The organism is Catalinimonas locisalis (genome assembly GCF_038039535.1).
Lineage (GTDB): Bacteria > Bacteroidota > Bacteroidia > Cytophagales > Cyclobacteriaceae > Catalinimonas.
In genome coordinates this window covers 369,358-382,475 of record NZ_JBBPHP010000001.1, presented here as the reverse complement: position 1 = coordinate 382,475, position 13,118 = coordinate 369,358, and the positions used below count along the sequence as shown (strand labels likewise).

The following is a 13,118-nucleotide window of genomic DNA, read 5'->3' as shown; positions in this document are numbered from 1 at the left end:
TAGTTTTTGAAAATAGAGAAAGCCACTAAGCTTTATCTCAGTGGCTCTCACAAATTATAGGCTTTGCAATCTTCTTTTCTCTTTAATGGCTGGCTCTACATCTTCGGCAGTAGGAATATGCAGCGGCTCTTCAGGATTCATCCACTTGCTCAACCTTGCCAGTCCACGATTTACTCCCAACTTAATGTCGTTGAAAGCCAGAATGAATACCGGAAAGAAGAGGAGGATGAGTAGAGTACCGAACATTACACCGTACGCCACCGATATGGCCATAGGAATCAGGAACTGAGCCTGGAAGCTTTTCTCCAGTATCAGCGGAAACAGACCAGCTACAGTAGTGATGGAAGTTAATAATATTGCCCGGAAACGGGATATACCTGCGTCATGAGCGGCTTCTTCCACTGTCATACCTTCCGTAAGGTTACGGTTATACTTATCAAGCATAACCACTGCATCATTGATAATCACTCCCGAAAGCGCAATCATACCATATACACTCAGAATAGACACTGGCTGTGCGTGGATGAAGTGCCCTATGGCTGCGCAAACCAAACCCAATGGAATCAACAACAGAATTAAACCTGCCTGATAAAGAGAACGGAAAGAAAGTGTAATAGTCAGAATCATCATGATGAAGGCCACGGGGAAGATCTTGGCAAAAGAGTCTGCCGTACGTGCTGATCTCCGCTGCTGCCCTTCAAAGGAGTAGGTAACTCCCGGATATTTGGCCAGAATAGGAGGAAGAATTTCAGTTTCTACCTTTTCTATGATAGGCGGCACCGCCTCATAAGGGTCTACCAAATCTGCTAAAATTCGTACTTCACGCTTACCATTAAAGTGATTGATATTAATCACACCCCGCTCAATGGAGTAATCTGCAAGTTCATTCAATGGATACTCATTTCCATTAGTATCTTTGATTTTCATAGATTCCATCTGGGAGATGGTGAGACGGTCTTCTTCCGGGTAGCGCACCCAGACTCTCACCTCATCCGTGCCGATGATCAGTCGCTGTGCTTCCTCTCCAAAGAAAGCCTGGCGAATCTGATTAGTAATATCCTGCTGAGAGAATCCCAGAAAATAGGCTTTAGGTTTTAGCGTTAGTTGTAATTCACGTTGTCCGGAGGCCGTATTGTCCTGTATATCTTTGAGGGATGAGATATTGCCTATCTCGGCTTTCACTTCCTCTTTAGCAGCCATCAGGTTTTCCAGATTACTACCCAATAAGGCAAGATCAAAGGGATTACCGAAACGGTTTTGCCCTCCTACAGAAAACTTCTGAGCTTCCGGCACAGCACCAATCTTCTGCCGGATACGGTTGGCGATCTCAAAGCTGGAAATATCTTCAATCTCCTCCATGTCAATGAGGTTGACCTGCACATGTCCGGTATGGCCGCCTCTTTCAGCATCTCCTCTTCCACCATCGCTACCCACATTACGATCCAGCGTTTTGATGAGTGAAAGCTCACTGCCTCGGTCTTCTTTGATTTCCTCATTCACTTCCCAGATCACATCTTCAAACCTTCTAAGATAATCTTCGGTGATATTTTCTCTGGTGCCTGGTTTGAGTACCAGCGATACATTGAAGTTATCAAAAGGAATAGAAGGGAAGAAGGTGAATCTGATGATACCTCCCTGGAACATCCCCAGCACCATCATAAATATTGCGATAGGAACGGTAAAAGATATCCACTTGTACCGAATCAGAAAAGCGAGTACTCTCCCATAAACGTTATCACGGAGGTATTTAATGCCTTTATCCAGTCCTCCCCTGATTTTGTCTTTATTCGGTTTTCCTTCTTTCTTTTGCAATGCTTTACCCGTGGCGAGGTGAGAAGGCAATACAAAAAACGCCTCTACTAATGAAAAGGCCAGACAGCCAATCACTACGATAGCCATCTCAGTAGTAAAACCTTCATTGTCCAATAGCATCAGGGGAATAAAAGCAATGATTGTAGTTACAACCGAGGTAAATACTGAGGGTAGCATTTCTACTGTTCCATCCACTGCCGCCCTAATTGGGTTCTTACCTCGTTCAGCATGCGTATAAATATTTTCTGCGATTACAATTCCATCATCTACCAATATACCTACCACGAGAATCATTCCGAAGAGTGAAAGCATATTGATGGTAATCCCTGCCATATTACCGATGATAAACATTCCCAGGAAAGAGATGGGAATACCAATAGCCACCCAGAAGGATAAGCGCAGGCTAAGGAAAAGTCCCAGTGCGACCAGCACCAGCAAAAGGCCTACTCCTCCATTACTTATCAGTAGACTTACTCGCTGTTGTAATAGTTCATTGAAGTCAAAGCTGGCAAAGAGTTCAAAGTTGTCACTTTCTGCATTATACTCTTCAATATAATCTGAGACAAACTCTGAGATTTCCTGTAAGTCTTCTTCCTGAAGTTTCTCAATGCTAATAGATACTGCCCGCTGCCCGTTGGAATAAGACCGGTTGGGTGTATCTGCAAACTGTAAGGTAATGTTAGCGATATCGCGCAGCAGCAGGTTACTACCATCAGGGTTGGCTCTGAGGATAATTCTGCCTATCTCTTCAGGAGCATTTTCTTTAGAGTTAGCCCGTATCCTGATTTCTTCTTCCAGAGTTTTAATTGCTCCTCCGGAAATATCACGATTGTTGAAGCGGATGGCATTGGCTACCTGGCTGAAGGTAAGACCGTATCGGGAAAGGTCATCTTCAGAGACTTCTACCGAAATTTCCAGATCAGGATAGCCAAAAATTGATATCTGAGATACTACGCCTGAGTTCAGGAAGTCATCTTCTATGAGTTCAGCTTCTTCTTTGAGTCTTTTTAAGCTTACCCCACTATTATCACTACCCCTGAGGGTAAGAAAAGCTACCCGGGTACTCCCAAAGGAACGGTCTTTCACCACGGTAGGCTTCTCCGCACCTACCGGATATGAATTAATTCCATCTACCGCGTTTTTCACCTCAGTTAGTACTTCGTCTATGTCGTACTCATCCAGGGTCCTTATCCGGATGGACGCAGAGTTTTCTGAAGATGTAGAAGTTACTTCTTCAATACCGGTTACTCCTTTTAAAGCTTCTTCTACTTTGATGGTAATCCCCTCTTCCATTTCCTCAGGCGAAGCTCCCGGATAGGTAACCCTTACAGAAATATCACGAGGCTTTGTCTCCGGAAAGAAGGACATATTAATACTTAAAAAACCCAGCGTTCCGAAGATGATGATAATGGCCAGAATCGCATTGGCCCAGATGGGATAGCGAACAAAAAATTCAACTATTTTCCTCATGATGCATTAGGGGTTTGGTCAGGGTTGGCAGTATCGCTTTGAGAAGTACGGGGAGCATTGGCACCTTGCCCCTGGGGTTGGGCATCAAAGGTTGTTACCTTCATATTTTCAATCGCATTGGCCGGGGCTTCTATCACCAGACTATCGCCCTGGTTCACTCCATTAGCTTCCAAAGGACTAATCAGGACCTGATCGCGGGTAATTTTTTCAATATTGACCTTTCTGGTCTTAAGTACGCCACCATCTACCACAAATACTTCATTCTCATTCATCAGCACTCGGCGCGGTACTTCCATAGCGCTTTCCAGACGGCTACCGGGAATTATGGCCCTCATATACATACCATCATATAAGCCACTCTGAGGGCCTGTACTTACACTCACATATACATTGATAGATTGAGTATTGGGATCTACATAATCTCCCACCCGCACTACTTCTCCTTTCCAACTGACACTCCCATCTTCGGTAGTTACTTCAGCAGGGCTGCCTTCTTCTATCCACTTTACTTCATGAATTTCCACAGGAATCTCCAGTTCCAGCTGGTCAGTCCGAATGATACTGGCGATGGTAGTTCCGGGGCTTACAATTGTTCCTACCTCCAGATTTATCGTAGTGATACTACCATCATACGGAGCATAAATAGTGTACTTACGCAGGTTTTCTTCCAGGCTTTTGATATTGTAGTAATCGCTCAGAATGTTTTTGGTAGCCAGGAAAGTTTTCACCTGATTGCTTCTGATTTCGGGCAGTTCGGGTAAGGGTTGATCAATCTCTATACTTTCAAAATACGCCAGAAAGTCAGGGTAGTGGTCGGAGAAGTCTATCTTTACATCGGGCAGGCTTGAGGCCAGCAGATTGAGAAACTCACTTTTACGAGCTTGCAATGTCAGTCTTGCCTCTTCTCCATAAATACGGCAGAGAATCTGCCCTCTTCTGAAATTTGTTCCTGGCTTCAGTGGAATAGAACCGGGCAACAATCTGCCCCCTACCTCAGCAATCACATCCAGGCTCTGAGAGGAAGTGATACGACCATAGGCTACTACCTCAGTATCTACTTCACGGTAATCTACCTGATCTACCTTTACATAATTTGTGGAAACTGCTTTGGGTCTCTCAGGAGGAAGCTCCTTCATGCCAGCAAACTGTTTCATGGCAAAAAAGCCTCCACCCAATATGAGTATGGCTATTGCAAATACTGTTACTTTCCTGCGATTCATCTTGATGGGTAATGGAATTAAATTGCAAACTAAGTATGCTTACGCAAAGCTTGTCAATCGTTTTTCAATCTTATACGAAATGGCGTTTTTTCTAGACTAACCTTTGACAAATGTAGACAATAGACAAAACTTTATTTAGCGTATGCTCAGAACATTCTGATATTCTTTTTGGTTTCGGCAAATTCTTAAGTGATTTATTGAATTTTTATTAAAACTACTGCCCCACTGTTAGAAATGCTTCTTATGCCATGCTAACCAAATAGTGAATTGGTAAAAGAAATTTTAATCTTCAGCTGAAAGTTTTCTATCGTTTTCAGTATTTCTCTAAGTGTAACTCGCTCAATTTTTGTCAGGCTGTTGATATCCATCAGGTTATCCGGCTCTGCTTTATCGCTGATAAGTTGTACCGCCTGTTTTTTCAGGCGCATGCCCATCAGGTAATAGTAGGATTGCATCAGCTCGTGATACTCTTTTTCTGTAAATACTCCCTGATCTCGTAGGGCTTCTATCCGCTCCCCGGTATTGGTCTTAAAGATTCGGTGTTTCAAAGCAAATACCCTTACCAAATCCACAATTGGTGTCATTGTCTTTTTGATATTGAATACATCCCGCTCACCCTCCTGAAAGGTCTTGATGTTTTTAAAAAAAGTCAGCGGAGGTTCATACTGCAGCGCGTTTTTCCCGATATGGTAGAAGAATCTTTCCAGAGGCTTCTGTAATTCCTGGTCCAGAAAGTCTTTCAATTCCTTCATGATCACCTCTTCACCGTATAGAAAACGACAATCAAAAAAGGTGGAAATATTGATCACCGTTTCAGGAATAGCCTTCGATATCCATTGGGTATAGTTTCTCTTCCAGTGAGAAAGAGAATGTGTCCATTTGGGATTTTTGGCCATAAAACCACCCGTGCAGAAGCTGAAGCCTATGTGATCCAGACGGCCGGAAACTAATTCGGCAAAGTGCAGAAAGTAAGCTCTCACTTCTTCCCGATGCTCATTGGCTTTGTCTTCATAAATGATGGCATTGTCCTGGTCGGTTTTGAGTGTTTGCTCTTTGCGCCCCTCACTACCCAGTGCCATAAACACAAACTTGGCCGGAGGCTCACCAATTTCTGCAATCACACCTTCTATCACCTTTACCAGAATGGCATCCGAAACGGTGGTGATCATCTGGTTAACAATCTCTGCTCTTACGCCTCTACTCAGGAGCTGGAATACGATTTCGGGTACTTTATTCCATTTTTTCATGAGCTCATCTACCGACAAGGCCAGCTTTACCGACTGTATAAATACGAAGGGCGACTGTGCCTGCTCACTCAGTAGGCGATTACGACTCAGAAACCCTGTATATTCTCCATCACGACTGATCAGCAGGTAGCGAATCTTGGCACTGAACATCAATAGAATAGCCTCATACACATATTGCTGATCGTCAATGGATACTATAGGATTATCCATTACCTCTACAATAGGCAGGTCAGCATTTTTCTGCTGAGCAATCACATTATCCCTCAGAGAAAGGTCAGTAACATAGCCGATAATTTTGCCCTCAACATCTGTGACAAAGAGGCAGCTTGTTTTTTGTTCTGCCATGACCTTGGCAACCTGATACACAGGTGCAGTATGAGGGCAGGAAACGATCTCTCGTGGGCTTACCGATTCAATTTTGCGAGAGTACAATTGGTCAGAGGCAATGTAGTTCTCCTCAAAAGTCTGCGACTGCTTGACGAAGTGAGCATACTCATCTACCAGCATACGCTTACCAAACTCCACTGTAAAATGATGGAAAAACTGATCATAAGCACGACATAATGCTTTGAATTCGTTTCTGTGGAGAAAATAAACCAACGTACCCTTCTTGGCAATGACAGTGCGGATAGACTTTTTCTTATTCAATAAAACAGAAATACCGCCATAGCAAACGCCCCTATGATAGTACTCAGTCATACGCTTGCTGTAAGTACTATCATAAAAAAAAGCCTCGTATTCGCCTTCTACAATGATATCAACCGCTTTCATCTTCGTTTTTTCCTGCAGATAGATGACCGTCTCTTTTTTATACCTTACCTCCTGTAATATATCTGCAATGCTTTCCAGCACTTCTTCCGGAAGCAGATGAAAAGGCGAGACCTTGCTCAGAAATCTGGCTTTGTCATTCATAGCTGAAAAAAGATAAGGAGCATGAAAAACAATAGGGCTAAGATGATATAAACGTAGATGCTGGTTTTTGTTTTAGAAGAGGAGGGTTTCTCAGTCTGTACAGCTTTTTGTCTGTTTATCTTTTCTTCATTGATATCTCCCCTCTCTCGCATAACAAAAAAACAAGTGGCAGTAGCCTGGGCATCGGTCAACGCATTATGAGGCTTGGCCAGCGGCTTTTGCGTTAGTCTTTTGTACAGCTCTCCCAAACTCAAATATTTTCTGAAAGGGTAACGGATATAGTCATCGGTAACCATCATGGTACAAAAAGTAGGCAGCCCGGCTACAGGATTATCCAGTTGTGTCCGGAAAAACTCTACGCCCAGCATATGGTAATCCAGTTTCACATAATGTCCTACGATCAGAGGTTGAAATGCTTCTAAATCTTCTTTCAACTGCTGCATCACCTCCTGCCTGCTCTGACCGTTTTCTAACAGATAGGCTCTGCTGATGCCATGTATCTCTTGCGAAGCTCTGCTTATCTTAAAATCATTATCGCTGATGTAGTAGTTTTCCTCTTTTACAAACTGTCCATCCCGGGTATAAACTACCCAGGCCAGTTGCACGATGTAGGGCCATAGGGAATTATCCGCATAGGGTGCATGCCAGTCTTTAGGAATACCGGAAGTCTCCGTGTCTACAAAAAGTAAATAATCTCTCACCGCCTCAAATTACCAAAAAAATGTGGACGTGGCATGCTATGTTGTACATTCTGCGGTAAGTAATCTGTTGGCCTAAATTTCTACCCAAAGAATCACCGCTATTTCATCAGGAGTTTTGGTTCTTTTTTCAGTTTGGAAATGATAAAAACTTCTTGGTTTATTCAACATAGACCATCCCGCTAATAATTTAGCCATGATTTTCAATCATCTATCATGATTTATTTGTAAACTACCCTATTATTACTGACCGTCTGATTAATTTTTAACCTTTAATATTCAATGCACAAACTTTCCTTATTCCTTTTTGCTTTGGCATGTTTACTTACCCTCTCTGCCACAGCCCAGACTTATGATATCGTGATCAAAGGAGGACATCTTATTGATCCCAAAAATAATATTGACGAAACAATGGACATCGCCATCAATGATGGTACGATAGCCCGGATCGCCAAAAATATTGATGCTGCTCAGGCCAGGCAGGTAGTCACTGCCGATGATATGTACATTACTCCCGGCCTGATTGACATGCATACTCACAATTTTTGGGGCTCTGAACTTAATCAGGCTTATATGAATGGTCCTAATGCTGTAGCACCCGATGGCTTCACCTTCCGCAATGGCGTAACTACCGTAGTAGACGCGGGAAGCTCCGGTTGGCGCACTTTTCCTGACTTCAAGGCACAGACTATTGACATTTCTAAAACCAGAGTATTGGCTTTTCTGAACATTGTAGGGGAAGGCATGAGAGGAGGCCCGTTTGAGCAGAATATCAAAGATATGGACGCTGAAGCCGCTGGTAATTTTGCCGAAGAACATGCTGAAGATATTGTAGGTATCAAACTAGCTCACTTTGAGGGCCATGACTGGACACCTACCGACAGAGCGGTAGAGGCAGGAAAAATAGCCAACATCCCGGTCATGGTAGACTTCGGAGGCAGTGATCCTCCTCTTTCTATTGAAGAACTTTTTATGCAACATCTTCGTCCCGGTGATATCTTTACGCATTGCTATGGCGAGTTAGGTAGTCGGGAAGCAATCGTAGATCGTGATACGAAAAAGGTAAAACCTTTTGTATGGGATGCCCGGGAGCGCGGAATTATTTTTGACGTAGGTTATGGGGGCATCAGCTTTGCTTATTCGCAGGCCATTCCCGCAGTGGAGCAGGGTTTTACGCCCAGCACCATCAGCACGGATTTACACATCGGCAGTATGAACAATGCCATGAAAGACATGCTTAGTGTGATGTCCAAATTTCTGAACATGGGTATGGATTTGAATGCAGTCATTACCGCCAGCACCTGGAAACCCGCACAAGTTATTCAGAGAGAAGAACTGGGACATCTTTCAGAAGGTGCCCCTGCCGATGTGACGATCCTGACCATTAGAGAAGGAGACTTCGGTTTCTTTGATTATACCGGCTATAGAGTGGAAGGCAATCAGAAATTTGAATGCCAGATGACTATCCGCGATGGCAAGATTGTGTATGACCTTAACGGTATCGCTAATCCGGTTACCCTGAGAGGCAGATAAGCTTCTAATAAAATTGAACTGATTGTGAGCCATCCTAAAATGGGATGGCTTCATTTTTTTATGCTCCTTCAGAAAGTGCTTTTTTCATTAGAATACCACATATTGCCAATTGTAAAATTTCTATCAGCTATGCTAAAATTCTTCTATCCCACTGCTGCTTTACTTTTCTTTATGCTGACTGCCTGCTCTCCTTCTGCTCAGGAGGAAAAGTCTCTGGACCAGCTCAAGGCAGATATTGAAGCTGAACTTGCGAAAACCGAAGGCACTTTTGCAGTAGCTTTTAAAAGCTTGCAGGAACCGGAAGAAGAACTGCTCATCAATGCTAAAGAGAACTTTCATGCGGCCAGTACCATGAAAACTCCAGTGCTGCTGGAAGTTTATAAACAGGCCGAAGCTGGAAAATTTAGCCTGGACGATTCGCTCACGGTCAAAAATGAATTCAAGAGCATCGTGGATAGCAGCCTCTATTCGCTTAACCCTGAAGACGATTCTTATAATTTACTGTATGAGCAAATCGGCGAACAGCAAAGTATTGGTGACCTGACTTACAATATGATCATCGCCAGCAGTAATCTGGCTACCAACATTGTGATTGAACTGGTAGGCGCGGAAAATACTACTCAAAGTATGCGAGAGTTAGGCGCTAATGATATACAGGTACTGCGTGGCGTAGAAGATTCCAAAGCTTACCGACAGGGCCTTAGCAATACTACTACCGCTTATGACCTGATGCTCATGTTTGACGCTATCGCCAAAGGAGAGGCAGTAAGCCAGGAGGCCAGCGAGGAGATGATAGACATTTTGCTGGATCAGAAATTCAATAAAATGATCCCCGCCAAACTGCCGGAAGATGTGAAGGTAGCCCACAAAACCGGCTGGATCACCGGGGTTCATCATGATTCGGGAATTGTCTTTTTGCCCGATGGCCGTAAATATGTGCTGGTGCTGCTTTCCAAAGAGCTGAGTGATGAAGAGGCAGGAGTAGAAACGCTGGCTACCGTCTCAAAAATGATTTATGACTATATGCAGCAGGACGATGGAAATTAATTTAACCTCCTCTCTTCGCCAAAGCATTTAGTATCTGTACTACTTTTTCTCCATCTTTCTGATCTACAAAAATATGGTCATGAAAGTAACCGGCAACGACATTGCAGCTGATTTGGTGTCTGGCCAGTTCGGCAGAAAACAAGGCAGTCAGACCTACAGCTTCCAGAGAAGAATGAACCATCAGGGTAATCCAGGAGGCGACATATTCATAAGAAAGTTTGTATTCGTCTGCCTTTTTCTTTTCCATCACCACCGTAGTACCTTCTGCTTCTTTAAATTCGCCCAGAGTATCCGCGCGGTCAATGCTGCTGATATCCTTTACTGTGACAAAGACATACTCCCCATCGTTGAGCCTGGGCGACATATTTTTTACTAAGTCAGCCAGCTTAGTCACTCCCGTCATATGCATCAAGTTGGGTTATTCAGTTCTTATTGCGCATACAGCTCTTTGCCTGCCGACTCATATTTATCTCCTTCTTTCCAGAAAGGGTTCTGCTCAGTATTGGCAATTTTATCTGCCGCGATCACAAAGGCCTCACATACTTTTTCTACATAGTCAAAGTTCATGCTGTCTGCTTCATCGGCCAGTTGATGGTAGTACTTCATGATCTCCGCATCAAAAGCCGTGATACCGGGAGCAAAGGTTACCGCTGGCACCCCCAACTTGGCAAAATTTACATTGTCGGAGCGGTCAAAGAGGTTTTGCTCAGGCACCGGATCGGCAATGGCTTTTAAGCCTACTGCCTGCGCAGCTGCTTCTATTTGGGCATCAGCAGACGTCCTGCCCAGGCCAATGGCAGTTACTACGGTAGTATCATTGTATCCTGCTCCGTCCGTATTGAGGTTAAATACCACCTGATTCATAGGAATAAGCGGATGCTCCACATACCACTGACTTCCTAACAACCCTTTTTCTTCGGCAGTGACCGCCAGAAATAGCACTGAGCGTTTGGGAGGGTTTTGTCCGAAATATTTTGCCGCGCTAATCATGGAAGCTATGCCTATCGCATTATCTCTGGCGCCATTGTAAATGGAATCTTCCAGATTTTTACCCTCAGCCACACCTACATGATCATAATGTGCTGATAGTAATATATACTCGTTTTTTAGATTGGGATCGCTTCCTTCAACTACGCCTATTACATTCTGGGAAATAATCTCCTCATCCACTTTACCAGAAACCTGCATCTCCACTTCAGCACTTCCTGACTCAAAAGCATCTATATGCACATTTTCAGGATCATTGACCAGAAAATAGGGCATAGCTCTATCATCTGCGCTACCTTCACTGAGCGTCAATCTTTCGGCATTCATGTAGCGTACCAGCAGATTCCAGGGAATCTGATTAGATTTATATAACTCTATCATCCCCTCACCACCACCTTCCTGTACACGTTGCAGCTTTTCCTGTCCGGCACCTATAAAACCGGTACTGCTGCTTACTCCTGGCAGGCCAGCTTTTACCACTATAATTTTCCCTGCTATGTCTTCACCTTCAAAATCTTCTTCAGTGCCAAAGTTCAGGTAAATGGTTTCACCACTTAGTTCACCATTTTTTCCCTGCAACACCAGCAGATCTTCCATCAAACTTAAAGACTGATTCCCATAGCTAAGACTGGCCTCTTTGGCAGGTTCTTGCCTCAGAAGATATACTGCTTGAAAATAGCCATCCGCACCCTCTACCTCCTTTACACCATAGCTTTCCATCTGAGCAGCGATAAAACGTGCAGCAATATCCAGTTCCGGAGACCCGGTATCTCTTCCTTTCAACTCGTCGGAAGCCAGAAAACGGATACTGGCTTCCACTTCATTTTTGTGTATGCTGGAAGTAATCTGCTCCTCCTGTGCCTGTGCAACCAGACAAGAAAAAAATAAGCCGCTAATGAGTATTACTCTGTTGACGATATGCATGTGATGTAGGTTGGGTTAATGTTATCCTGCTAAAAAAAATAAGGGAAAGATACGATTTAATTCACATAAACTAATCTCTTCTCCTTAGTCTAAAATATGTTTACATCATATAGAATCAGTAAATATTACTTATTGTTAAACTGCCTTCCCGTATGCGCTTTCGTTGTCAGCATCAGCATCCTGTCCACTGACGAATAGCGTACGTGTAGGGTAGGCAAACTCTACGCCCAGGTTCTGGAATTCTTCAAAAATCCGCAGGTTAATCTCCTGCTGCACATCCATATATTGATTGTAATCCGCGCTGAGGATATAATATACCACTTCAAAATCCAGACTGGACTCGCCATAGGCCTGGAAATGTGCTCTGTCAAACTGGGTAAGCTCCTGAGATTCTACCGCCGCTTTTAGTACAGAAGGGATTTTTTTCACCTGCTCCAGCGTAGTCTGATAGATTACGCTAATCTTAAAAACGATCCTACGCCTTTCCATCCGTTTGTAATTGTGTATGCGGGAGCTGGTCAGGTCACTATTGGAAAACACCAGTTGTTCACCCGATAAGCTTTTTATCCGCGTTGTTTTAATACCTATATACTCCACCACACCCATCTTACTGTCAATAATAATGAAATCGCCGATCTCAAAGGGGCGGTCAAAGAAAATAACGAAGTAGTTAAAAAGGTCTCCCAGAATGTTTTGTGCTGCCAACGCGATAGCGATACCCCCAATTCCTAAACCGGCGATCATGGCGGTCACGTCTATGCCCATATTATCGAGGAGTACAAGCATACCTCCTATCCAGATGAAGATATTGATGATCAGCATGACACCACCCAACTGCTTTACTTTTTCTTCTCCGTTTTCCTGTTTACGCACATAGGTTCTCAGCAACATTAGAACAGTGGTGGAAATGAATCGGACTGCAAAAAACACTACAAAAACCAGCGTGGCGATTCTAAGAATATCCGCTACCTGATCGGAGAGGTGCAGTGTTTTGATACCCAGGTAGATGACAATAAAATGAAATACAGGAACACCAAAACGATCAATGCTTTCAATGAGGTAATCATCAATTACGTTATCAGTCTGTTGGGTTAACTTTTTAAGTCTGTTGTCAATAACGTGATTAATGACCCTCACCAGGATAATACCCAAGATGATCAGCCCGAGTGCGATCAGGTAATCCTGAACGGTATTTTCGTAGTAGGTTCTTTCTAAAAATTCTTGCATAGCTAGGTAGGATAGTTTGAGTCCCCAATATAATAGGCCTA

Annotated in this window: 10 protein-coding genes; 2 read left to right on the top strand and 8 right to left on the bottom strand. The window is 43.6% G+C overall.

Annotated features, from left to right (window positions below; genetic code table 11):
- Positions 1 to 54: 54 nt before the first annotated feature.
- From WJR50_RS01665 to WJR50_RS01645, 5 genes are all read right to left on the bottom strand, one after another.
- Positions 55 to 3,282 carry an efflux RND transporter permease subunit gene (locus tag WJR50_RS01665; RefSeq protein WP_341291471.1) on the bottom strand — a complete coding sequence of 1,076 codons (3,228 nt, stop codon included), beginning with the start codon at positions 3,280 to 3,282 and terminating at the stop codon, positions 55 to 57.
- Positions 3,279 to 4,502 (bottom strand): efflux RND transporter periplasmic adaptor subunit, encoded by a 1,224-nt coding sequence (locus WJR50_RS01660; RefSeq protein ID WP_341291470.1) that lies wholly within the window; start codon positions 4,500 to 4,502, stop codon positions 3,279 to 3,281. The genes WJR50_RS01665 and WJR50_RS01660 overlap by 4 nt, the downstream gene beginning before the upstream one ends.
- A gap of 251 nt (positions 4,503 to 4,753) precedes the next feature.
- Positions 4,754 to 6,661, bottom strand: a complete 1,908-nt coding sequence (locus WJR50_RS01655; RefSeq protein WP_341291469.1) for a DUF294 nucleotidyltransferase-like domain-containing protein — start codon at positions 6,659 to 6,661, stop codon at positions 4,754 to 4,756.
- Complete coding sequence (locus WJR50_RS01650; protein ID WP_341291468.1) at positions 6,658 to 7,362, bottom strand: 3'-5' exonuclease; 705 nt, start codon at positions 7,360 to 7,362, stop codon at positions 6,658 to 6,660. Before WJR50_RS01650 ends, WJR50_RS01655 begins: the two co-directional genes overlap by 4 nt.
- A 72-nt stretch (positions 7,363 to 7,434) precedes the next feature.
- Positions 7,435 to 7,557, bottom strand: a complete 123-nt coding sequence (locus WJR50_RS01645; protein ID WP_341291467.1) for a hypothetical protein — start codon at positions 7,555 to 7,557, stop codon at positions 7,435 to 7,437.
- A gap of 84 nt (positions 7,558 to 7,641) precedes the next feature.
- Here WJR50_RS01645 and WJR50_RS01640 point away from each other — a divergent pair, with 84 nt between their 5' ends.
- Together WJR50_RS01640 and WJR50_RS01635 are read left to right on the top strand one after the other, a co-directional pair.
- Positions 7,642 to 8,892 carry an amidohydrolase/deacetylase family metallohydrolase gene (locus WJR50_RS01640; protein ID WP_341291466.1) on the top strand — a complete coding sequence of 417 codons (1,251 nt, stop codon included), beginning with the start codon at positions 7,642 to 7,644 and terminating at the stop codon, positions 8,890 to 8,892.
- A gap of 129 nt (positions 8,893 to 9,021) precedes the next feature.
- Positions 9,022 to 9,939, top strand: coding sequence for a serine hydrolase (locus WJR50_RS01635; RefSeq protein WP_341291465.1), 918 nt, complete (start codon positions 9,022 to 9,024; stop codon positions 9,937 to 9,939).
- 1 nt (position 9,940) lies between these two features.
- Here the strand turns inward: WJR50_RS01635 and WJR50_RS01630 are convergent, their stop codons facing one another.
- The 3 genes from WJR50_RS01630 to WJR50_RS01620 form a co-directional block, all read right to left on the bottom strand.
- Complete coding sequence (locus WJR50_RS01630) at positions 9,941 to 10,342, bottom strand: ACT domain-containing protein (protein WP_341291464.1); 402 nt, start codon at positions 10,340 to 10,342, stop codon at positions 9,941 to 9,943.
- 26 nt (positions 10,343 to 10,368) lie between these two features.
- Positions 10,369 to 11,850, bottom strand: coding sequence for a M28 family peptidase (locus WJR50_RS01625; protein WP_341291463.1), 1,482 nt, complete (start codon positions 11,848 to 11,850; stop codon positions 10,369 to 10,371).
- A 135-nt stretch (positions 11,851 to 11,985) separates the two neighbouring features.
- A complete protein-coding gene (locus WJR50_RS01620; RefSeq protein WP_341291462.1) occupies positions 11,986 to 13,077 on the bottom strand; it encodes a mechanosensitive ion channel family protein in 1,092 nt (363 codons plus the stop codon).
- Between the last annotated feature and the right edge of the window lie 41 nt (positions 13,078 to 13,118).